Origin of the sequence: Falsochrobactrum ovis (assembly GCF_003259955.1) — a bacterium.
GTDB lineage: Bacteria > Pseudomonadota > Alphaproteobacteria > Rhizobiales > Rhizobiaceae > Brucella > Brucella ovis_A.
This window is the reverse complement of sequence record NZ_QLMK01000001.1, coordinates 702,675-722,774: the sequence shown is the minus strand read 5'-3', so window position 1 is coordinate 722,774 and position 20,100 is coordinate 702,675. Positions and strand designations below refer to the sequence as shown.

Genomic DNA, 20,100 nt, shown 5'->3' with positions numbered 1-20,100 from the left:
GCGCGATGTTAAAGACAATTTTTGGTACAATCTTTGTGCTCGCAATAGCGTTTGGAGGTGGGATCTGGTTCACCCATTATGCGCTTGACCAGTTTGGTGGCTTCGGTGAGCTAAAAATTGGCAATTGGAGTGCTTATCCGGACGCGGGAACAGCGGAAGCCGATCCTTACATCAAAGCACGCGCAGCACGCCAATCCTGGCTTCCACCCAGCCCGACGGAAGGATTGATCTTTTACGCTCGCCAAGACAGCCAAGGAAATGAGTTACGTCGTGGGTGCAATTATCTTTTAAAAGGTTCGGCCCCTTCATCCCGCTTCTGGTCGCTTTACGTTGCGGATATTGAGTTAAAGCCTATAGAGCCGCGCAAAGGTCTGCCGCCCGCCCTCCATTCCCGCGAGATAATTTATAATGAAGATAGCAGTATATTGATCTCAATTGGAGCGGAAGCCAGGCCTGGCAACTGGCTTCCGATTGAAGGCAGTGGAGCTTTTATACTTGTGATGACGTTTTACGATAGCATGGTCGCAAGCTCCATGGGTCTAAGCGAATTCATCATGCCGCAGCTTGAAAGAGCGGCTGATCAAGGCCCGGCCTGCAATGTCTAGGTTTTTGCACCTGCTCTTGCTTGGATTGATCGGCGCTGCAATCGTGCATATCGCGATTTTACTGCTGATTCCGCATTATTCAGATAGAAATGCGTGGGCCGAGCTTGAAAATTTGGGGGAAGCTTATCGGTTTCACCAATTGAGTTCAGGCGCAAAGGTGCTAAGCAACCCAGATCCGCTGATCCAGCAGGCTGTTTGTCGGTTTGACCTTTCGGACGGGCCTCTCAAATTGGCCACACAAAAATCCGCGCCCTTTTGGTCGCTTTCGATCTACACGCCCAATGGCGATAATCTCTATAGCATTAACGACAATATTTCCAATGATCGAACGCTTGATCTCGTCGTGGCTAATCCGCTCGGTGTCGCCGCCTTGCGTACCGATAGCACATTTGACGAAAGCGAGACTTTGATGGTCAGCCTCCCTATCGAAAAAGGCGCTGTAATCTTGCGTGTGCTCGTGCCTGACGCTAGCTGGCAGAGCGTCGCCCATGGCTTTTTTGAAACCGCGAGCTGCGCGCCATATGAAGTGGACTGACACGGTTTTCCGCCACAGTTAATGAGTTGCTAAGGCTTATCTATTATTGTCCAGCCTGCTAATATTTTTCAGCATTGTATGATTGTAGTTCGGGGCCTGTCTGGGGTAACTTGCGTGACAAAAGATCAGTTCCGCGTACTGGAGGAGATTTCCGGCCCACGAGGTTCCTCAACGGCAAATTCGAAAGACTCCAAAGCTGATGATCTGATCGCGGCGGCGATCAGCGCTTTTGCTGGCGTTATGCGACCCAGTCGCCAAAATGCCCAGCAGCTTGTCGATCTTGTGCTGCCATTACTGGCAAGTGCCACCACACGTGGTAAGCGACAGGCTGCCAATGCGCTCGCATCTTTGGAAACCGCACCCCGACCGCTTCTTTTAGCTCTTGCCAATGAGCCTGCGGAAATCTCTGCGCCTTTGCTGTTGCGCTCGCCCCTGCTGCGACCAACTGATTTAATTGACATTATTAACAAGAATGGAATAGAGCACGCGCGTGCAATTTCCCGCCGTCAATCTGCCGATCCTGAATTGAGACAAATTCTTCGCAGCTTTCATGATCCGATGATTGAGCGGATGCTTCAGCTGCAAGAAAATCTTGCAAATCTTGAAACAGAGCAAAGCGAGCAGCCCCAATTCCCAGCCAATATTCAGAACCAAACTGGCAAGAATTTTACCGGCACTTTATCTGAACAAGAGCAGCGCGGGTTTTCTCTTCATTATCCGCTCATCGGCGCAAGTGCTGCCATTGCAGCTGATCATTTGGTCAATACAGCATTGTTGGTTGACGATCAGATTTTTCGAACCGCATTAGCTGACGCACTTGATCTTACTTTTGAACGCGCTGATAAAATTATAGGAGAATGGCCCAATTCTTATTTGCCAATCGCTTTACGAGCACTCGGGCTTTCGGCTTCTGAATGTTATCTCATTATGACTTCAATATTGGGACGGATTGATGCTGATCGCGAAAATCTGCGCGAATTTGTTCATATCTATCGTTCCATAGATCGTGAAAAGGCGATTGCGCTTATCAGACGCTGGAAAGCCGATGACATGTCTCGCCTTCTGCGCAATAAATTGCGCGAAATGGCACAGGCACAAGACCAAAGCGCAAGCGGTGAGCTGAATTTAGCAGAAGAGGCTAATTCAAATAGTCTTTAAGCAGCGCGGTCTTTAGCAAAGCATGGATTGGTGATGCGAAAAAGCGTCAGGGTTACTTGAGGCCCTCATCATCCTCAGCAATAGAAATTAGGCTTTTCAGATCGGCAATATCTTCAAGCTCGATCAACCATAAATCGGGGTCGAAATTGATCTCACGCTGCATGCGCTGACGCACCAGATCATCCTCAGCATTGTGCAAAATACATGCAAAAATGCGCTCGCGGTCATTATTCAACTCATAGGATGTTTGCGGAGCGGGCGAGTAAAGATCAGACGTTCCAAAACGCGATGCGTGTTGGATAAAAATGGCGCCTGCTTCTTTTGCTCCTCGTCGCACGAGATAAGCAAAGCCGCCGCTGGTCTCTACATTACGGATCAATGCTGACACCCAAAAGTCGGAAGTTAAGCGCATATAATATCTCGCATCAGCTGATCAGACCGATTTCACGCATTTTTCCGATCAGATTGGCATCAATTTCACCGGTAGCAGGCAAATTGAATAGTTTTTGGAATTCCCGAACTGCGTCGCGAGTGGTTTGATCTGGGATACCGTCCACGCTCACCTTGCCATTGCCGAACGCCTTTAAGCCTGCCTGAACGCGCACGATATCCTGTGAGGTAACCTGTTGCTTTGAAGGTTGAGGCTTTACCACCGCGGGTAACTTCGCGTTGCTCGCTTTTTCACTTTGGCGTGACGCCAATCCAGCGCTAGGCTTTTCCGACGACTGCGCCTTTGCAGCAGCGGAATTGGGATGAGGTTGGGGAATAGGCACTTCGCGATTGATCAATTTCTTGATCTGATCTGAAGATGGGCCAGAAACAGGAACAGAAACCGGAACAGGAGCCGGTTTATTTTCAGATGCAGCAATATTTTGCTTGAGATTGCCCAGCTTTGCTTGAATCTTTTGCCATTGCTCAACAGCTTCACGGGTTTGCGGCCCGGTAAATCCGTCGATTTCGCCTTTGTAAATTCCAAGTGCCGACAAGCTTTGCTGCAAGCGTGCGACATCCAAATCGGCATTGGGTGCAAGAGCGGGCAACATTTCATCAATTGAGCCAGTCGGCTGCAGTCGATCTTGAGCAAGTATGGCAGCCGCAACGTTTTGTGGTTCCGGCGTCACTTGGCGATCACCGGCTCTATCTATCGCTTCGTCTATCGGCTTTTGGGCATTTTGGCTCGCGGAAATTGTCCGTGACAGCACCGCGCGCGGCGCGGCTTGGAAAGTAAAGTCCGGGCGGGTTTGGATGAACACCGTATTATGTGCTTGCGGTTGATACCAAAGCGCATTAGCCGAAACAAAACCCATCACGACCGCAAAAGCGGTTGCCCCGCCGGTGAGGACGGGATTGCGCACAATAAAATTACCTACAGCAATTGCCAGAGCCGAAACCCCGCTGAACAAAAGACCCAGCAGGCGACGTCCCCAACTAGGCCGTCTTGCGGGTTTGCGCATTGTCCTCGTCCCGGATTTCTTCTTTCTGCCAGTCATCACTCCATTCCCCTTGGGGACGGTGCATTTCGATCACCGTGCCAAGCTGCTGTAGATCCTTTCCTAAAGGATTGTCATGTTCATCAATAATGGTTGCCGGACCGTCGACCGGTAGCCGAACTGTCACAATCGTGCCTTCCGACACGCTAGTTTTAATCTGCATGCAACCCTGGTGCAATTCCACAAGACCTTTGACCAGCGATAGTCCAAGTCCACTGCCTTCCTGGGCGCGGGCATAGCTGTTACTGCCTCGGACAAAGGGAGTGCCAATGCGTTGCAAATCATCGGGCGCAATGCCGATACCCGTGTCGGACACGGTAACTTCCAGCATAGCGCGTCCGTCTACCGTAACTCTTGAAGCATCAAGTGTCACGCAGCCACCGGGTTCGGTGAATTTCACCGCATTTGTCGCAAGGTTAAGCAAAATTTGCTTAATTGCGCAACGATCTGCCACAAGTTCGCCCGTCGATGCCCCAACGCGATGGCAGAAGGCAATTCCCTTCTTTTGGGCTTGTGGCATGATAACTGACGCACAAAGTTCGACCGTATCGCGGAAAACAAAACTCACCGGATCAATTTGATAGGCCCCATCTTCCAGCCGCGAATTATCCAAAACCGCGTTCACCAGTTCCAGCAGATAATGTCCCGACTGCCGAATAAGCCCAGCATATTCCTGTTGTTTTTCCTTTTCTAATGCAAGACCTGCGCCCTGAGCATCGGAAAGCATGTCCGAAAACCCGATGATTGCATTTAGCGGCGTACGCAATTCGTGGCTGACGGTCTCTAGCAGCTTTCCTTTGCCAATTCGTTCGGTTTCGAGTTCACTTCGCAAAGACTCGATTTCACGGACAAGCGCTTGCTCACGTTCCAGCGACCGCCCGAGCAGCATTATTGCGTCGCCCATACGCTCCCCCTCGATGTGATAGCTGAGGAACTGGGTTTTTCCATTTTCGATAGAACGTAAGCGAAGCTCAACAGGCTGAGCAGGCAGATTGCGCCTCAAATCCGCCAGCAAAGAAAGATAAGAAACACGATCAGTGACATGCACGCGATCAAGCAATGCGCTCCCCTCAAGCGATTGGGGTTTGGCTCCCAAGAGAGTAGCAGTTGTTTCGTCAATCTGCTGCACAAAACCTTCAAGATCCAGCACCATAGAGACATCACCGCTCAAGCGCACGGGCGTCGGGGCCACCACATCCAGTCTGGCAGTTTTGTCTCGCAAGATGAGGCTGCGGAAGATGAGACTTGCCGTATAAAGTGCGAATATTGTGATTGAGATCGGACTGTTTGATACGCTGCCCGCATCCTTGAACGCGAAGAGACCGAGCAAACCGAGCGCGAAAGCAGTTCCCGTCAGTGCGGGGCCAATTCTGCGCTGGACAAACCACACCTCCAACGGAAACGCAGCAGCCATCATCCAAAGCGCTGGATTACTCTGTCTCAGAATAATAATGACGGCCAAGCCCGCAGCATAGATGACGAAGCTTAAGAACCGCTGGCGGTCAGCCAATATTCCCATTGATCTGAAAGCACAGAAAATCATCGCAGATCCGATGAGGCATGCAGCAACAATCGCTGTTTCAGCGAGACTTGTGCTGATATCGGACGCCAAATACGCGCTAAATAGCAGAATTGGGACTAGAATGAGGGATATTCCATCCAATCCAGCCTGGCTGAAACGGTCGTGAAAACGGTCAAAAGCCCGCGCCAATGCGTTAAGGGTTTCGGGTATTTTCAAATTAATGGCTCTCAATGTGCCCTACTCACTCAATGATCTGCGGTGCACCGGATTGCCGGTTTCCATACAGCAGATTGCAGGACAGGCTTTAAAGAAAGGATAAAGTTCGACCACACAGTGCGGTACAACAGGCAAATTGAGGACGTTCTTCGATCTATGGTAAACAGAAGATGGATGTTCTGCAGTCTTTGCCTACTCGATCAGAAAAATACCGAATCGGTTGGTTACCGAATATTTGTACAATTGCGCGATATTGATCTCAGCCCAGCTGTCAGAGGAGCCTATCGCTAGCATAATGATCCGTTTTCTTGTCAAATCCGCTATCTGGCTATCGTTGGCATTTCTGATCATGCCACATTTTATGGCTGATGAAGCAGAAAACGTCTCGTCTAAACCGGATATCGCAAACTCCACCCCGTCTACATCCGATGAGATTGGGAAGCTCATCGCTGGCGGAAAGACGGCGATGGATGTGGGTAAGTTTTGCATGGACAATCCAGCGATCTGCGAAAATGGACAATCCGCACTTAAAACAAGTGCAGGCCAATTGCTTGAGAATAGCGGCGCATTACTCGGCTTTCTGAGCGATCATTTTGGCCATTCGGACAAAATGCCAACCGCTTCTATTCCCGAAACTCTTCCCGAAAAGCCACAATTTATACCTGTTCCCACGCCAAGGGAGAGCGTAATAAACAACACAGCGGACTCTAATTTTTAAATAAATTATAGAGATTTCCGTGACCTCGCGTCTAATAATTCCTATATAGACGAATGAGAGTTAAGCCACGGATTGTAGTGAGAGAATATGAATACCACCATCGAGAATATTATCTCCGATTTCGAGTTTCTCGACGATTGGGAAGACCGTTATCGCTATGTGATTGATTTGGGCCGTGAGCTTCCCGCCTACCCTGACGATGCGCGCGACGCCGCACACAAAGTTCAAGGATGTGTCAGTCAGGTCTGGCTTAAAACCCTGCCTCATGAGGGAGCAGACCCGGTTATTGAATTTTTGGGCGATTCCGATGCGCATATTGTGCGCGGACTGGTAGCGATTGTACTGGCGCTTTATTCTGGTCGCAAAGCTTCTGAAATTCTAGCAACAGATCCCGAAGGGCTGTTGCGCCAGCTTGGTTTGGACGAGCATTTGACGCCGCAACGCTCAAACGGATTGCGCGCCATGGTGGCACGCATTCATCGCGAAGCCGAGCTTGCAAAATTATCTGCTCAACAGAGCCTCAACTGAACGCGCTAGTGCAAGCAGGCGGCGATCAGAGTTAGCAGCAGCAGTTAACATAAGTCCGGCAGGCAAAGGTGTGTTCGGCATTGGAAGGCTGATGCTGCAAAGATCAAACTGATTTCCGATCTGGGTGTTGCGCAGCAATAAAGTTTCTACCCGTTCATATTCTTCCTCGTCTTCGCTGACAGAGGCGATTGTGACGGGCAAGATTGGCGTGGTTGGTGTGATAAAACAGTCGATATTCTGTAAGCGTTGGTTCATCCGTCTGGCAAGTTCATCGCGTTTTTCCATCAGCTGTGCGTAATCTTTATCTAAAACCAAATGTCGCTTCAGAAGCGTCTCTCGCACTCTAAAATCAACATTCGCGTCGGGGTCATGTAGCCAGGTTTTTGAATGGATACGCGCAGCCTCAATGCTTACAATTGAGCCAATACTGGCTGCTTTTGCAAATTCGCGAATTAAGTCGTCCAACTCGATTGTAACAAGCCGTGCGCCGAGCTTCTCAAGACCGTATCGCGCGGCCTCAAAGGCTGCTTCCACCGACGGGTCCATGTTGTCTAATAGCAGATCGTTGGGAATACCAATCGTGCAATCCGTAAGCGCAACAGCGTCTGGAATGCTGGGGGCGAGACCGGCAATGATTGCATCAGCGAGAATGCAATCATCAACAGTTTTAGCCAATGGGCCAATCGAATCGAGCGACGGAGCCAAAGGAAATGCTCCTTGAAGTGGAATCCGTCGTGCGGTTGGTTTGAAACCGACAACGCCATTTAACGCTGCGGGAATTCGGACCGAACCGCCCGTATCCGAGCCGATTGCAATTTCGCTTGTACCTTCTGCCACCGAGATGGCAGCCCCCGATGACGATCCGCCAGGAATACGCGTTGGTTCTATGGCGTTTCCTAAAACACCATAATGGGGATTGAGCCCCACCGCGGTAAAAGCAAACTCGGTCATATGGGTTTTTCCCACAATGACAGCACCAGCTTGGCGCAAACGCTTGACAATCAACGCGTCCGTCGAGGCGGGCGGCTCGCTCCTCCGAATACAAGAACCAGCGAGCGTCGCCTCTCCTTTTACGTCAAAAAGGTCTTTGATCGAAACAATACGCCCATCAAGCGGGCCAAGCGAACGACCGTTCGCTCGGCGTATGTCGGCAGCATCGGCCTCAAGACGCGCCGATCTAGAATAAATAGTGCCAAAAACCCGCTCAGTTTTGCGCCGTTGATCGAGCTGCGCCAATATTTTTTCTAGGCGTTCCCTGCTTGTTTGCATGTTTCCCCCTTTTCCAGCCTTTAAGCATTTCGGCCCAGTCTTTAAGCATTTTGGCGCGCCCGCCAAAGCGAATCATATGTAAGGTCTTGTTATCAACCTCATTCAGCCTGCGCACAAACCGCTTCAGGCTGATCTTTCAGCCTTCGCGTGAATGAAAGTCTGGCCGATATCCTTCGCTTCCCCAGTGCAATATTTTATTGGTTTGGCCCGTGTTTTCCTGCACGGGGTTATAATGACGATGCAAGATGGAAAGGCCGGTTTTAAGCAACATTTTTGCTGAGCGGACGGGCCAGCGTCGCTCCCGTTCCACCCTCTCTAACCCTTTAAGAAAACAACAAATATCAACCAAAACTCCGCTCAATTCCGGACCGACTGCGGCCAAGGCGCGCTCTACCCGAATGCGGCTAGCTAGGGCTATATCGGTCAATTCCGCCACGCCACCAGCACCCGAATGGCCATTGCCTCTGACATCTATGTCCCAACGCGATGTGATAGAGGGCATGAGCGAACCTCGCGTAAAATCTGCCCTCAATCTTTCACCAGCGCGAAACTCATCATCGGTAAGAAACGCTTCACCGTTGGCGCCTTTACGCCGATAGAGAGATGCGAGCGGTGATTCCGATAGGTTCACCTCAATTGTTTTGCCTTTTTCTATCTCCACCGTCTGAGTCACACGTTCTTTTTTGGGTGACGGTTGCGTTTTTCGAAGCGTCGATTGTCGGCCCGTTTTTGATAGTGCGAGTTTTTGACCTGCAACACACAATAGACCCTTCGCCTGCGCTGCCTCTATGTCCTTGCGAGAGGCAGCGATCGACCCATTTTCATTAACCAGCAAGACGTAATTGTCGCGAACAGAATCCTGAATTTCGCACCCACCTTGCTTTAGAAATCTTACGATCCTCACTTCGGCACTCGACAATTGCTTGCTCATACTACGTTCCTCCATGCCGTGAATGCGGAATGTACTATTCGCTCGAATGAGGTGATGATCGCATCAAAATCTCGATCATCACGCATATCCTCGACCAAATGGCAGGCATGCATCACTGTCGTGCGATCACGACTAAAACCGACCGCCACCTCGCTCATTGCCATGCCAAAAGAGGTGTGCGCGATATACATTCCAATTTGCCGAATACGTGACGTTTCCCGTTTGCCACGCAAAGGCGAACGCAACTCCTTCCCGCATACTCCAAAAGCAGCCGCCAACAGATCAATTAAGGCGTCGCAGAGTTCGACGCTTCCGGCTTTACGCCTGCGCCCAAGGGCGCGGGAGCAGGTTTCCAGGCAAAGCGTACGCCCGTGGCGCGCTGCAATAAGTTTCAATATCTCGAAAGCTTCTGCCCGGGTGTGGACGATATTTGTAAATTCCAGAGACATTAACCTTCCCTCACCATTTTAGGAATATCTTCTTATAATGAGGAAAATGCAAGCGGGGATAAGTTTTATTATAAACTTATGGTGGAGCCACAGAAGTTTTTTAAAAAAATTATAGGAATATTATCCAACAGCGCAAAAACTGAGCGATCCTATCCTCACCACAGGCAAATGAGGATATTGGAATGGAAATCGCACTTAAAACCGCAATGGACGAATTTGTTTCTGCCCGTCAGGAAAATCATATGCATGCGATGCAGCGGGCAGCGCTGCAAATAGTTGCCGGAATCGATCTCGATAAACTGATGACGTCGACGGGCGAAGAGAAGATGCAGCTAAGAGGAAGGCTAAACCGCCTCATTGAACGAGAGCGGCTTAAAGGCTTACGAGGACATTGGAGTTATGACCTCAACCGGCATATCGCTCTCAAACAAGCGCTCGACAGATTGGAGGGCCGGTCAATTAAGGGCCGAAAGAATCGTAGAAGAATTCATAATTGAAAACAAAAACTACGTTGCGCAGAAATTGCGCAACGTAGTTCGAATTCGGAAGTCCGATCAGCTATTGCGCGTCAGCGTCAGCTGGAAGACTTTGGAGCGTTTTTCGGCTTACGACCCAGACCCATTTTCTTAGCCAGGCGTGAACGTGCTGCAGCATAATTTGGTGCGACCATCGGATAATTAGGGTCAAGACCCCACTTCTCACGATATTGTTCAGGCGTCAGATTAAAATGAGTCATCAAATGCCGTTTGAGCGACTTGAACTTTTTCCCATCCTCAAGACAAATAATATAGTCGTCGGTAATTGACTTCTTAGGATTAACCGCTGGCTTTGGCTTTTCAACAACGGCTGGGCCTTCCTCACGCCCGACATGCTGCTTGAATGTCGCGAGCACTTCCGAGATCAGAAGCGGCACTTCGCTTGCGCGAATCGAATTGTTACCAACATAAGCTGCAACGACATCAGCGGTTAGCGACATAAGCAATTCAGCATTTTCGTCGTAAGTCTCAGGGTTTTCCATTTTTTTTCCTTTTTAAGGTCCAGTTTTTAAACGAGCACGTCCTCGACGCAGAAACTTGAACCCCGTCCTCACAAACCCCTGCACGAAAACACACTAATTCATTTCTGCGAATAACATGAATATTAGAATTTGCAATGGATATGTCAATGGAAATACATTAAAGATCGCCTAATCTGCTGACGATAATAAATACAAATGCAACAAATACACTTTTAGATCGATATTTTGCCTATCTAGAGCGTATTTTTTCCCGGTTTCATTGTAAGTTTTGTTGATATGGGCATCAGCCAGATGATTTTAAATAGCTCATTGCCTTGAAACGGGAATTTTTTGTCAATATCGAAGATTTGGCTGCGATTAGAATTGTCGCTCAAACAATTTACTGAGTTATCAAACGGCGCCTATCACCATCACGCATATTGGCAAGAGTTTGTTAGCTCAAAGATAATCTCGCAATCAACTGCTAGGGAATTATATAAGGAGCAGACGTTTGAGCAATCAAAGCTGAAACTATGCTAGAAGCTTATATTCAAGTGCAAAAGAGAGGATCGGATCATGTCGCAACCCTCAAGCCCATCGCGGCCATTGAAAGTTCATAAGACCGATGCCGAATGGAGAGAGCAGCTGACGCCTATCCAATATCAGATTACCCGACAGCACGGCACTGAACGCGCTTTTTCCAGCCCCAATTTTGATAGCTCACTTACCGGTACTTTTTGCTGCGTATGCTGTGAACGCCCCCTGTACCGTTCCGAAACAAAATATGATTCCGGCACTGGATGGCCAAGTTTCTACCAGCCGATTGAGCCGGATGCCGTGACCGAATTCGATGATCGCTCCTATGGTATGGTGCGAACGGAGATTCGATGCACCGACTGTGACGCGCATTTGGGACATGTTTTCCCGGATGGTCCGCCCCCCACTGGTTTGCGCTATTGCATGAACGGGCATGCTCTTATCTTCGTTGAAGACCGCGCCGACAGCTGATTCTAAACGCGATCAGTTTCATAATGCAGCGGCTCAAACCGAGCCGCTTCCTTCATATAACTGGAACCCTTATGCAAAACGTCTCCCATCTTCCGCATCCTCCCATTGCTGCAAAGAAACCTGTTAGTGATTTACGCCATGGTGTAAAACGCACTGATGATTATGCGTGGCTGCGCGCAGAAAACTGGCAGGACGTTTTTAAAGATCCTGCCGCATTAGCGCCGGATATCCGCAATCATCTCGAAGCCGAGAACGCTTATCAGGCAGCCTTAATGCAGGATACGGCCGAGCTGCAAAAACAGCTCTTTGCAGAAATGCGTGGCCGGATCAAAGAAGATGATTCATCGGTTCCAGTCAAAGACGGGTCTTATGCTTATGGTGTCTCGTATAAAACGGGCGGGCAGCAGCCGCGTTTCATACGGACGCTGCGCGAGGGTGGCGATGAAACTCTTTTGCTCGACGGCGATAAAGAGGCGGAAGGTAAACCTTATTTCCGGTTAGCTTCTGCGGATCATTCGCCAGACCATGCCCTTATGATCTGGGGAAGTGACGACAAAGGTTCCGAATATTACGAGCTCAAAATCCGTCATCTTGATACGCTAAGCGATCTGCCTGACATTGTGGCCAATACCAATGGCGGTGGCACGTGGGATGCGACCAGCAAAGGTTTTTTCTACACGTTACTGGACGAAAATCATCGTCCTTCAAAGGTTTTTCATCATCATATCGGCACGGAGCAGACGGAAGATCGGCTCATTTTTGAAGAAACAGATCCCGGTTTTTTCGTCAATGTGAGCGGGTCACTGCTCAATGATTTCATTTTCATTGATATTCATGATCACGAAACATCCGAATGTTGGTTATTGCCGGCTGATAATCCCACGGCAAAACCCAAACTTATCATGAAGCGCCAGACTGGGATCGAATATGAGATTGAGTCGGGCGGCGATGAATTTTACATTCTCACCAATGCGGATGGGGCGAAGGATTTTAAAATCATGCGCGCACCCGTCAGCGCGCCCGAGCCTGAAAACTGGCAAGAGCTCGTCCCAGAGCTGCCCGGACGACTTATCTTATCACATGCAGTTTATGAGAATCATCTGGTTTGGCTCGAACGCGAAGGCGGATTGCCCCGCATCGTCATCCACGACCGCAAAACCGGCGAAGAACACGCAATAGCGTTTGAGGAAGAGGCCTATTCGCTCGGCCTTCATGGAAGTGCAGAATATAAAACGGATGTCATCCGCTTTTCTTACTCCTCAATGACCACGCCTGAGCAATTATACGATTATAATATGCGTAGTCGCGAGCGCAAATTGCTCAAGATGCAAGAGATTCCTTCCGGGCATAATATCGGCGATTACATCACCCGCCGCATTTTTGCTCCGAGCCCTGATGGCGAGCTGGTTCCAGCATCGCTGCTCTATCACAAGGATACAAAGCTTGATGGTTCGGCGCCATGCTTGCTTTATGGTTATGGTGCATATGGAATCACCATTCCTGCAAGCTTCAGCACATCGCGCCTGTCGCTGGTCGACCGCGGTTTTATCTATGTGATCGCCCATATTCGTGGCGGTAAGGACAAAGGATTTGCCTGGTACGAAAATGGAAAGCGTGAACATAAACCCAACACTTTCAAGGACTTCATCTCGGTCGCACGACATCTTGTTCAGGAAAATTTCACCGCACATGATCGTATTGTTGCGCATGGTGGATCTGCTGGAGGCATGTTGATTGGCGCGGTTGCAAACATGGCGCCAGAGGCTTTTGGTGCAATGATTGCTGAGGTTCCGTTTGTTGACGTGCTCAACACTATGTTGGATGAAACCTTGCCTCTGACCCCGCCTGAATGGCCTGAATGGGGCAATCCAATTGCGTCGGCTCAAGATTACAAAGTGATCGCTAGCTATTCGCCCTATGATAATGTGGCAGCACAATCATATCCGCGCATTTTAGCGGTGGCCGGGCTTACCGATCCGCGTGTGACTTATTGGGAACCGGCGAAATGGGTCGCAAAACTGCGTGAACTCAAAACCGATACGCACCCGGTTCTCTTCCGTATCAATATGGATGCAGGCCATTCTGGCGCGTCGGGTCGCTTCTCACGCTTAGAGGAAGTGGCCTATACTTATGCTTTTGCATTAAAGGCCGTCGGAAAAGCTTAGATCCAAATCGCTTATTCACGGCAGGATGGACTGCCGTGAATTGTCTTTTTACGAGGCTAAACTATATGTGCCAAAATCAGCCACAGGAGATGGTACAATGCCCAAGGTTCTAAATACGGTCATTCTCACCTTCGCTTTAGCTGTCTCAACTATGCTGCCCAAAACGGGCGAAGCATGGGCACAAGTTCGAAAAGATGTTAGCGAATTTGCGGGCGAACGCTGCAACACGCCGCCGCGTGGCAGTGGTGTCGTCGTGGGACAGTTTAGCGGCGTCGATGATTCGCCCTTTGTCAGTGGCGGCGATGGGCGTGTTCCCATCACCCGCTTTCGGTGTTTTGCCTCCATGGAAGAATGTAAGGGCTGGCTCTATACGATGCAGAGCAAATATTCTAATGCCGGCCCTCCATCGCTCGTGCGTTGTGATGTGCGATAATCAACGGGTATCTGAATAGCCATTAGAATGCGCTGGGATCGCTTGAAGATAGGCTGCGATTGCCTCTCGATCAGCGTCTTGTAATTGCGCCATATTGGCCACGACATCCGTCATGGAACCGCCAAGGGAGTCAAAGTCCGGTGTAAAACCGCTTTGCAGCGCATAAGCGATATCGGTTTTACTCCAGTCGCCAATGCCACCCTCGCCCATTGTGATATTGGGTATAACACCCTTGCGGCCATCACTGCCTAAATCGGGAGATAGCGCACCCGCCAACCATTGGCTTGTTTTCATAGCGCCTAACATATTGCGGGGCGTATGACACTCACCGCAATGGCCGAGCGCTTCAGTGAGATATTGGCCTCGCCTGACCTCTTCCGAAACATCCACCAATTCTACTGCTGGCCTATCGGAGAAATAAAGTAATTTCCAAAACCCAAGACCGCGACGTAGATTATAGGGAAAATCAAGCCTATGCCCCATCGCGATATTTTCTGAGGGCGGCAAAGTCTGCATATAGGCAAAAAGATCGGCCACATCCTGCGGTTTCATTTTTGTGTAGGATGTATATGGGAAAGACGGATAAAGATGTTCGCCTTCGCGCCCCACGCCCTTAAGCATTGCATTGACAAAATCTTGAAGGGTCCATCCACCAATGCCTTGGTCAGACGGAGATATGTTCGGAGCTATAAAAGTTCCGAAATCGGAAACCAGTTCCAGTCCTCCGCCCAATATTTTACGATCGTCACCCGATGCTCCAGGCGCAGCATGGCAGGAAGCGCAACCGCCTGCCCAAAAAATCCGCTCGCCATTCTCCGTGTTCCCTTCGGCAAGGGCCGTGACGAGTGACGCATCAACGCGTTGCGGAATCGTCATTATCCAAAAGCTAATGCCGCCCAGCACTGCTAGGGCGGCGAATATATAAGACAGTTTACGAACCATCTGCTTTCACATCAGTTCTTTTTAACGCGAAATGCCTGATGGCATGATCCACAATTGGCCGCGACTTGCTGAAAAGCCGGCTTTAAAGCATCAATATTTTGGGGATTTGCTGCGACAGCCGCATCGGTATCGGCCTGAAACTTTTCAACGTGCCGGATGAAATCGTCCCGCTCATCCCAGATTTTGGGCGAAGCTTCCGATGTTCCTTGATCAGTACCTTTTGGAAAAAGCGCTTCCACATCCATCTTGTGGGCATCAGCTTGAAGCTTCTCCAATGCTGCCAGCGCTACTGCAGCATCAAATGGTTGTTCATCTTTGATCATTCGGGCGATCGTGCCAACCGATTTGCCCATATCTTTCATGAGGGATTGACGCTCTGCAATTACGTCGGCATGAGCGATGCCCGTAGCCAATAGAACACAGGACCCAACTGTAAGAAATATTAGCCGCATCATACCTTCCAATTTTCATATTTTTTAGCTTAGTAGTTTTGAGATGAACAGATTTATTGCTGCTCTTTTCAATACTACTTCTAAGCTCGTAGTCTTTTCAATCGGAATATATGTATGCATTAACGGGCCCCGAATAAGCGGGACCCGAGTTCTTTTAGCGCTGAGCTGGTGCAGCCGGGTGTTTATCCCCCTGTGCGCCGTGCTTAGGAGCAGTAGAGCCCAACATGCAAAGCCAATAGGGTTTGCCATAGGCTTCACATTTCGCAGCACAATCGCCACCCTGATCGCTTATGCCCATTATGATGCAGGCCTGTGATGCAAAAGTAGAAAGAAGCACGCCAGCTGACGCTGCAATTACAATACCAACTTTTCTCATTAAAAAACCTTTCATAAGAACATTTCCTGTATATAGCTCAGCTGCTAGCGTGAAAATTCCAATAAACCACGTCCTATAAGATCGTTTTTCGTCTAAGTTTATTAAAAAAGCCCCAGAAAACTGGGGCTAATTATTATAAAAAATGGGTTTCTTGCTGTATTATGCTTGTTCGTAAAGCTCTAATACATAATCCCAGTTAATCAGATTATCGACAAAGGCTTCGAGATATTTCGGACGCGCATTACGATAATCGATATAGTAGGAATGCTCCCAGACATCCACGCCCAGGATAGGCTTTGCGCCATGAACGAGCGGGTTCTCGCCATTAGGGGTCTTGGAAATTTCAAGCTTGCCATCCTTGACCGAGAGCCAAGCCCAGCCCGAGCCAAATTGACTTGCGCCAGCAGCGAGGAAATCTTCACGGAACTTGTCGTAGCCGCCAAGATCCGATTCAATTGCTTTTTCCAGCTTGCCCGGAAGCTTATTGCCGCCGCCATCCTTTTTCATCCACTTCCAGAAGTGAACGTGATTGTAATGCTGGGCGGCATTGTTGAAGAGACCGGGGTTTTTACCAAAGCTTTCTTTAACTACTTCCTCCAGGCTCTTACCTTCAAGTCCGGAACCTTCCAGAAGCTTGTTGCCGTTGGTTACATAAGCCTGATGGTGCTTGTCGTGGTGATATTCGAGTGTTTCGCGCGACATATATGGTGCAAGCGCATCATAATCGTACGGAAGGGCGGGCAGTTCAAAAGCCATTGAAACTCTCCTCTATAAAATCAGCTTGTATAGGGCAAAGCAAAGCCATGCCCGAAAACTTGCGTGCACACTCTACATAGGCTGCAATAGCGCATGCGGCAATGGAGCAAAATCTAATTTTCCATTCGGGCGCAATGAAATCCTATTGAAATTGCTTGAGAATAGAGAAGAAGTTACCAATTGGCGTTCGTGACAGTGAGAGCTGAAAGGCTTTTAGTTTTCGGAAGTCCAATGCCAGTAGCATTGGGTTCGATGGGCAGAGAGCGATTGGTTGAGTGCACAGAGCGATTGGTTGAATCCTTCACGATGAACTCCTGGCTGCCCAGTCGCTCCTAGTCCGATTTTGCGGGGCTTCAATCTCTCGAACTATTCCTTGGTTCCAATTTAATTATTGGTGGTAATTTTGTGACCCAATGGCAACAGTAGTTTAATCTAAAACATCTCGCCTTTTTTAGGCCGTATTAAAACCGAGCCGATGCCATATTTATACGGCGTTTTAACCCCAATTCGATGGAATGGACGCGGTTTCAGAGAAGACTAAGCCGATCACTATTCCGGTGGTTGCACTTCCTTAACCCTAAGCGTTGTATCTAGAACTCCTCCCGTCACTAATTTGGTTTACAAATGCACACAACCCTTACTCGCCGTTCCTTTCTAACGGCAATGTCAGCTACAGCGGCCGTTGGATTGGCCGGCTGCGCTCAGTTGGGTCGAAATATTCCGGTCGTCGACGTAGACGCTTCGGGTAACCCCATTAATAGAAGGCCACAATCCAATGTCGATGCATCCTATGGAAGCTGGGTTTCCATGTATGCAGCAGTCGAAGATGAGGGTTACCAACTGCCAGCAATACCAATCGAGAAAATGGACAAACGGTATTTGCGGCAGATTGTAAAGGATCCTACCGGCGAGATGCCGGGCACTATTGTGGTCGATACAGCCAATCGCTTTCTTTACCTCGTGCTAGAGGATGGCCAAGCGATGCGTTATGGTGTCGGTATCGGCCGCGACGGCTTTGCCTGGTCGGGGCGTGCGGTCACGCAGTATAAGCGCAAATGGCCACGCTGGACACCGCCCGATGAGATGATTGCTCGTCAACCTGAGCTGGAAAAATATAGCTGGCGCAATGGCGGCATGGACCCAGGCCTAATGAACCCATTGGGCGCACGTGCACTCTATATTTTCCAGAATGGGAAAGACACGATTTACCGTATCCATGGAAACCCTGAATGGTGGACCATCGGTAAGGCCGTATCGTCTGGTTGCGTACGTATGCTTAATCAGGATGTCATAGATCTTTATAACCGCGTCGCGCCAAAGGCACCGATCGTTGTGATCTAAGACTTTACACGTTGGAAGGGACGGTATGCATGTCGCAAACCGTCCTTTTCATTGAAACTGGCTCTTTCGGTTACAAACTAGCTTTTCGTTGCAGCTAGCCTCGTTGGCCTGTTCGTTGCAATCTAGCGCTTGAAGCTACCCAAAATCCCGCGCACCAACTCGCGCCCCAGCGAGCTTCCCACTGAGCGCACAACCGATTTCACCGCAGTTTCTGCAACCGTTTGCCGGCCGGACCGACGGCCTCCCGTGCCAAAAGCAGTGCCAATCAGATCGCCAAGAATACTGCCGCCGGATTCTGCTTCGGGCGTTTTGCCTTTTGCTTGTTGTTGAGCTTCCGCCGCGTTTTGGGCTTTCCGCGCAAGCATCTCAAAAGCTGAATCCCGGTCGATCTCTTGATCATACTGACCGGCCACAGGGCTAGACGCGATAAGTTTTGCCCGTTCCTCTGGCGTTAGCGGCCCGATGCGTGAAGATGGCGGGCGGATCAATGTGCGCTGCACCATGGATGGTGCACCCTTCGCCTGCAAAGTTGAAATCAGAGCCTCGCCCGTTGAAAGATTAGTGATAGCGTCAAATGTGTTAAAATCCGGATTGGGACGGAATGTATCGGCAGCCGTTTTTACGGCTTTCGTTTCACGCGGCGTATAGGCACGAAGCGCATGCTGCACACGATTGCCAAGCTGCGCCAAAACAGTCTCCGGCACATCAAGCGGATTTTGCGTTACGAAATATACACCCACGCCTTTGGAGCGGATCAGACGCACGACCTGTTCAACGCGATCGATCAGGGCTTTTGGCGCTTCATCAAAAAGCAAATGGGCCTCATCAAAAAAGAAGACCAGGCGCGGTTTTTCCGGATCACCAATTTCGGGCAATTCCTCGAAAAGCTCCGACATCAACCAGAGCAGAAATGTCGAATAAAGCCGCGGGCTCATCATCAATTTCTCGGCAGCAAATACGCTCACCACGCCACGCCCTTCTGTCGTGGTGCGCATCAGATCGGCGATGCGCAATGCAGGCTCGCCAAAGAAATGATTTCCGCCCTGTTGTTCAAGCACTAACAGCGAACGCTGGATCGCACCCACCGAAGCTTTGCTGACATTGCCATATTTGCTGGAAAGCTCTGCAGAACGTTCGGCCATTTCCGCGAGAATAGCCTGCAAATCCTTCAGGTCGAGTAGAAGAAGCCCTTCTTCATCAGAAAGACGGAATGCGACATTCAATACGCCTTCCTGAGCCTCGGTAAGATTCATAAGGCGCGAAAGCAGAAGCGGTCCCATTTCGGATATGGTCGCGCGGACGGGATGTCCCTGTTCGCCAAAAATATCCCAAAAGATCACGGGTGCGGCGCGCATCTGGTAAGGCTCAAGCTTGATTTCTGCCGCACGCTTGGAAAGATTATCGTTGGGCACACCGGCTGCGGCAATGCCTGAGAGATCACCCTTAATATCGGAGCAAAAAACCGGAACGCCCGCAGCCGAAAAGCTTTCTGCCAAAACCTGCAAGGTCACGGTCTTACCAGTACCGGTCGCGCCAGTTATAAGCCCGTGCCGGTTTGCGTATTTGAGCGCCAGACTTTCGGCTTGCTGGTAAGTATCATCCGGCTTGCGGCTAGCTCCAATAAAAATAGCATCTTCAGCAGTCATTAGACAGATCGCTCCCTCCAAAGTTGACAATAGGTATACAGGGATCGCCGCCGCACCACAATGTCAAACCCACGCATAAGATGCCGGCTAAGCGGTTTGAATTGGCGCCGGGTTTTTACTCAAAAATGTTGCGTCCCTCATGGAAACCGTGCGGTACACGTGATTTACTAGCGTAAATAGCAAATGATGGGAGATTATAATGGAAGAATTGATTGCCCGCATAACGTCCAATGTCGGCATTGATGCCGCCACTGCTCAAAAGGCGGTTGGCATGATTCTGGCCTTTTTGCAGCAAGAAGGCCCCGCTGATAAGGTGCAGCAATTATTGGCGGCGCTACCAGGGGCTGAAGATACATTATCTCAGACCCAGAATAATGGCATCTTATCGGCTATGGGCGGTGGTGTTGCGGGGTTGGGCTCCCAATTAATGGCAGCAGGTCTTGGCATGGGCGAGATTTCAGGCGTCGCTAAAGAAACAATCCGCTTTGCCAAGGAAAGAGCTGGGGACGAGCCAATTGATGAACTGATCGGTTCTATTCCCGGGCTTAGCCAATTCATCTAAA

24 protein-coding genes are annotated in these 20,100 nt (G+C 49.7%); 11 read left to right on the top strand and 13 right to left on the bottom strand.

Features of this window, described 5'->3' with window-relative positions; all coding sequences use genetic code 11:
* Nucleotides 1-5 precede the first annotated feature (5 nt).
* The 3 genes from C7374_RS03425 to C7374_RS03415 all read left to right on the top strand — a co-directional run bounded on the left by C7374_RS03425 (nt 6) and on the right by C7374_RS03415 (nt 2,298).
* Nucleotides 6-605 carry a DUF1214 domain-containing protein gene (locus tag C7374_RS03425; protein WP_111574179.1) on the top strand — a complete coding sequence of 200 codons (600 nt, stop codon included), beginning with the start codon at nt 6-8 and terminating at the stop codon, nt 603-605.
* Nucleotides 598-1,140, top strand: coding sequence for a DUF1254 domain-containing protein (locus C7374_RS03420; protein ID WP_111574178.1), 543 nt, complete (start codon nt 598-600; stop codon nt 1,138-1,140). Before C7374_RS03425 ends, C7374_RS03420 begins: the two co-directional genes overlap by 8 nt.
* Nucleotides 1,141-1,218: 78 nt before the next feature.
* Nucleotides 1,219-2,298 carry a DUF2336 domain-containing protein gene (locus C7374_RS03415; protein WP_342634710.1) on the top strand — a complete coding sequence of 360 codons (1,080 nt, stop codon included), beginning with the start codon at nt 1,219-1,221 and terminating at the stop codon, nt 2,296-2,298.
* A gap of 52 nt (nt 2,299-2,350) precedes the next feature.
* Here the strand turns inward: C7374_RS03415 and C7374_RS03410 are convergent, their stop codons facing one another.
* From C7374_RS03410 to C7374_RS03400, 3 genes are read right to left on the bottom strand one after another with little or no spacing between them, the layout of a single operon-like run.
* Complete coding sequence (locus tag C7374_RS03410) at nt 2,351-2,710, bottom strand: DUF1491 family protein (protein ID WP_111574177.1); 360 nt, start codon at nt 2,708-2,710, stop codon at nt 2,351-2,353.
* Nucleotides 2,711-2,723: 13 nt separating this feature from the next.
* Nucleotides 2,724-3,752 (bottom strand): peptidoglycan-binding domain-containing protein, encoded by a 1,029-nt coding sequence (locus C7374_RS03405; protein WP_111574176.1) that lies wholly within the window; start codon nt 3,750-3,752, stop codon nt 2,724-2,726.
* Nucleotides 3,727-5,541, bottom strand: a complete 1,815-nt coding sequence (locus C7374_RS03400) for a sensor histidine kinase (RefSeq protein ID WP_111574175.1) — start codon at nt 5,539-5,541, stop codon at nt 3,727-3,729. Before C7374_RS03400 ends, C7374_RS03405 begins: the two co-directional genes overlap by 26 nt.
* Before the next feature lie 280 nt (nt 5,542-5,821).
* Here C7374_RS03400 and C7374_RS03395 point away from each other — a divergent pair, with 280 nt between their 5' ends.
* Together C7374_RS03395 and C7374_RS03390 are read left to right on the top strand one after the other, a co-directional pair.
* Entirely contained in the window at nt 5,822-6,244 is a 423-nt protein-coding gene (locus tag C7374_RS03395) for a hypothetical protein (protein ID WP_111574174.1), read from the top strand.
* Between the two features lie 87 nt (nt 6,245-6,331).
* Complete coding sequence (locus tag C7374_RS03390; RefSeq protein WP_111574173.1) at nt 6,332-6,772, top strand: SufE family protein; 441 nt, start codon at nt 6,332-6,334, stop codon at nt 6,770-6,772.
* Here C7374_RS03390 and C7374_RS03385 read toward each other — a convergent pair.
* From C7374_RS03385 to C7374_RS03375, 3 genes are all read right to left on the bottom strand, one after another.
* Nucleotides 6,746-8,041, bottom strand: coding sequence for an amidase (locus tag C7374_RS03385; protein WP_111574172.1), 1,296 nt, complete (start codon nt 8,039-8,041; stop codon nt 6,746-6,748). The two genes, C7374_RS03390 and C7374_RS03385, sit on opposite strands and share 27 nt — an antisense overlap.
* 136 nt (nt 8,042-8,177) lie before the next feature.
* Complete coding sequence (locus C7374_RS03380) at nt 8,178-8,972, bottom strand: DUF6456 domain-containing protein (protein ID WP_111574171.1); 795 nt, start codon at nt 8,970-8,972, stop codon at nt 8,178-8,180.
* Nucleotides 8,969-9,415 carry a helix-turn-helix domain-containing protein gene (locus C7374_RS03375; RefSeq protein ID WP_111574267.1) on the bottom strand — a complete coding sequence of 149 codons (447 nt, stop codon included), beginning with the start codon at nt 9,413-9,415 and terminating at the stop codon, nt 8,969-8,971. The genes C7374_RS03380 and C7374_RS03375 overlap by 4 nt, the downstream gene beginning before the upstream one ends.
* Before the next feature lie 188 nt (nt 9,416-9,603).
* On the opposite strand from C7374_RS03375, the gene C7374_RS03370 reads away from it, so the two are divergent.
* Nucleotides 9,604-9,918 (top strand): cytoplasmic protein, encoded by a 315-nt coding sequence (locus C7374_RS03370; protein ID WP_111574170.1) that lies wholly within the window; start codon nt 9,604-9,606, stop codon nt 9,916-9,918.
* A gap of 77 nt (nt 9,919-9,995) precedes the next feature.
* On the opposite strand, the gene C7374_RS03365 is transcribed toward C7374_RS03370, so the two are convergent.
* The gene (locus C7374_RS03365) at nt 9,996-10,439 is read right to left on the bottom strand and encodes a Ros/MucR family transcriptional regulator (protein WP_111574169.1); all 444 of its coding nucleotides are present in this window, start codon (nt 10,437-10,439) and stop codon (nt 9,996-9,998) included.
* A gap of 555 nt (nt 10,440-10,994) precedes the next feature.
* Here C7374_RS03365 and msrB point away from each other — a divergent pair.
* The 3 genes from msrB (at nt 10,995) to C7374_RS03350 (ending at nt 14,024) form a co-directional block, all read left to right on the top strand.
* A complete protein-coding gene (gene msrB / locus C7374_RS03360; RefSeq protein ID WP_111574168.1) occupies nt 10,995-11,426 on the top strand; it encodes a peptide-methionine (R)-S-oxide reductase MsrB in 432 nt (143 codons plus the stop codon).
* Nucleotides 11,427-11,497: 71 nt separating this feature from the next.
* Nucleotides 11,498-13,591: a S9 family peptidase gene (locus C7374_RS03355; RefSeq protein ID WP_111574167.1), complete on the top strand. Its 2,094-nt coding sequence runs from the start codon at nt 11,498-11,500 to the stop codon at nt 13,589-13,591.
* A gap of 97 nt (nt 13,592-13,688) precedes the next feature.
* On the top strand, nt 13,689-14,024 hold the full coding sequence (locus tag C7374_RS03350; protein ID WP_111574266.1) for a hypothetical protein: 336 nt from the start codon (nt 13,689-13,691) through the stop codon (nt 14,022-14,024).
* Here C7374_RS03350 and C7374_RS03345 read toward each other — a convergent pair whose 3' ends face one another.
* The 5 genes from C7374_RS03345 to C7374_RS16470 all read right to left on the bottom strand — a co-directional run bounded on the left by C7374_RS03345 (nt 14,025) and on the right by C7374_RS16470 (nt 16,855).
* On the bottom strand, nt 14,025-14,966 hold the full coding sequence (locus C7374_RS03345) for a c-type cytochrome (protein WP_111574166.1): 942 nt from the start codon (nt 14,964-14,966) through the stop codon (nt 14,025-14,027).
* Nucleotides 14,967-14,977: 11 nt separating this feature from the next.
* On the bottom strand, nt 14,978-15,418 hold the full coding sequence (locus C7374_RS03340) for a c-type cytochrome (RefSeq protein WP_111574165.1): 441 nt from the start codon (nt 15,416-15,418) through the stop codon (nt 14,978-14,980).
* 154 nt (nt 15,419-15,572) lie between these two features.
* Nucleotides 15,573-15,809 (bottom strand): hypothetical protein, encoded by a 237-nt coding sequence (locus C7374_RS03335; RefSeq protein WP_111574164.1) that lies wholly within the window; start codon nt 15,807-15,809, stop codon nt 15,573-15,575.
* A 144-nt stretch (nt 15,810-15,953) separates the two neighbouring features.
* Nucleotides 15,954-16,550 carry a superoxide dismutase gene (locus tag C7374_RS03330; protein WP_111574163.1) on the bottom strand — a complete coding sequence of 199 codons (597 nt, stop codon included), beginning with the start codon at nt 16,548-16,550 and terminating at the stop codon, nt 15,954-15,956.
* A 173-nt stretch (nt 16,551-16,723) separates the two neighbouring features.
* The gene (locus tag C7374_RS16470; RefSeq protein ID WP_280968730.1) at nt 16,724-16,855 is read right to left on the bottom strand and encodes a hypothetical protein; all 132 of its coding nucleotides are present in this window, start codon (nt 16,853-16,855) and stop codon (nt 16,724-16,726) included.
* Between the two features lie 319 nt (nt 16,856-17,174).
* Here C7374_RS16470 and C7374_RS03325 point away from each other — a divergent pair, with 319 nt between their 5' ends.
* Nucleotides 17,175-17,891 carry a L,D-transpeptidase gene (locus C7374_RS03325; protein ID WP_111574162.1) on the top strand — a complete coding sequence of 239 codons (717 nt, stop codon included), beginning with the start codon at nt 17,175-17,177 and terminating at the stop codon, nt 17,889-17,891.
* Nucleotides 17,892-18,013: 122 nt separating this feature from the next.
* Here C7374_RS03325 and C7374_RS03320 read toward each other — a convergent pair whose 3' ends face one another.
* Complete coding sequence (locus tag C7374_RS03320) at nt 18,014-19,537, bottom strand: helicase HerA-like C-terminal domain-containing protein (protein ID WP_111574161.1); 1,524 nt, start codon at nt 19,535-19,537, stop codon at nt 18,014-18,016.
* 199 nt (nt 19,538-19,736) lie between these two features.
* Between C7374_RS03320 and C7374_RS03315 the strand changes: the two genes are divergently transcribed.
* Entirely contained in the window at nt 19,737-20,099 is a 363-nt protein-coding gene (locus C7374_RS03315; RefSeq protein WP_111574160.1) for a DUF2267 domain-containing protein, read from the top strand.
* Nucleotide 20,100: the final 1 nt, after the last annotated feature.

What these genes read in the sequence shown, in the direction of transcription:
- C7374_RS03425 (WP_111574179.1), top strand. Translation starts at nt 6, where the DNA reads ATGTTAAAGACAATTTTTGGTACAATCTTTGTGCTCGCAATAGCGTTT.
- C7374_RS03420 (WP_111574178.1), top strand. Translation starts at nt 598, where the DNA reads ATGTCTAGGTTTTTGCACCTGCTCTTGCTTGGATTGATCGGCGCTGCA.
- C7374_RS03415 (WP_342634710.1), top strand. Translation starts at nt 1,219, where the DNA reads ATGATTGTAGTTCGGGGCCTGTCTGGGGTAACTTGCGTGACAAAAGAT.
- C7374_RS03410 (WP_111574177.1), bottom strand. Translation starts at nt 2,710, where the DNA reads ATGCGCTTAACTTCCGACTTTTGGGTGTCAGCATTGATCCGTAATGTA.
- C7374_RS03405 (WP_111574176.1), bottom strand. Translation starts at nt 3,752, where the DNA reads ATGCGCAAACCCGCAAGACGGCCTAGTTGGGGACGTCGCCTGCTGGGT.
- C7374_RS03395 (WP_111574174.1), top strand. Translation starts at nt 5,822, where the DNA reads ATGATCCGTTTTCTTGTCAAATCCGCTATCTGGCTATCGTTGGCATTT.
- C7374_RS03390 (WP_111574173.1), top strand. Translation starts at nt 6,332, where the DNA reads ATGAATACCACCATCGAGAATATTATCTCCGATTTCGAGTTTCTCGAC.
- C7374_RS03385 (WP_111574172.1), bottom strand. Translation starts at nt 8,041, where the DNA reads ATGCAAACAAGCAGGGAACGCCTAGAAAAAATATTGGCGCAGCTCGAT.
- C7374_RS03380 (WP_111574171.1), bottom strand. Translation starts at nt 8,972, where the DNA reads ATGAGCAAGCAATTGTCGAGTGCCGAAGTGAGGATCGTAAGATTTCTA.
- C7374_RS03370 (WP_111574170.1), top strand. Translation starts at nt 9,604, where the DNA reads ATGGAAATCGCACTTAAAACCGCAATGGACGAATTTGTTTCTGCCCGT.
- C7374_RS03365 (WP_111574169.1), bottom strand. Translation starts at nt 10,439, where the DNA reads ATGGAAAACCCTGAGACTTACGACGAAAATGCTGAATTGCTTATGTCG.
- msrB (WP_111574168.1), top strand. Translation starts at nt 10,995, where the DNA reads ATGTCGCAACCCTCAAGCCCATCGCGGCCATTGAAAGTTCATAAGACC.
- C7374_RS03355 (WP_111574167.1), top strand. Translation starts at nt 11,498, where the DNA reads ATGCAAAACGTCTCCCATCTTCCGCATCCTCCCATTGCTGCAAAGAAA.
- C7374_RS03350 (WP_111574266.1), top strand. Translation starts at nt 13,689, where the DNA reads ATGCCCAAGGTTCTAAATACGGTCATTCTCACCTTCGCTTTAGCTGTC.
- C7374_RS03345 (WP_111574166.1), bottom strand. Translation starts at nt 14,966, where the DNA reads ATGGTTCGTAAACTGTCTTATATATTCGCCGCCCTAGCAGTGCTGGGC.
- C7374_RS03340 (WP_111574165.1), bottom strand. Translation starts at nt 15,418, where the DNA reads ATGCGGCTAATATTTCTTACAGTTGGGTCCTGTGTTCTATTGGCTACG.
- C7374_RS03335 (WP_111574164.1), bottom strand. Translation starts at nt 15,809, where the DNA reads ATGAAAGGTTTTTTAATGAGAAAAGTTGGTATTGTAATTGCAGCGTCA.
- C7374_RS03330 (WP_111574163.1), bottom strand. Translation starts at nt 16,550, where the DNA reads ATGGCTTTTGAACTGCCCGCCCTTCCGTACGATTATGATGCGCTTGCA.
- C7374_RS03325 (WP_111574162.1), top strand. Translation starts at nt 17,175, where the DNA reads ATGCACACAACCCTTACTCGCCGTTCCTTTCTAACGGCAATGTCAGCT.
- C7374_RS03320 (WP_111574161.1), bottom strand. Translation starts at nt 19,537, where the DNA reads ATGACTGCTGAAGATGCTATTTTTATTGGAGCTAGCCGCAAGCCGGAT.
- C7374_RS03315 (WP_111574160.1), top strand. Translation starts at nt 19,737, where the DNA reads ATGGAAGAATTGATTGCCCGCATAACGTCCAATGTCGGCATTGATGCC.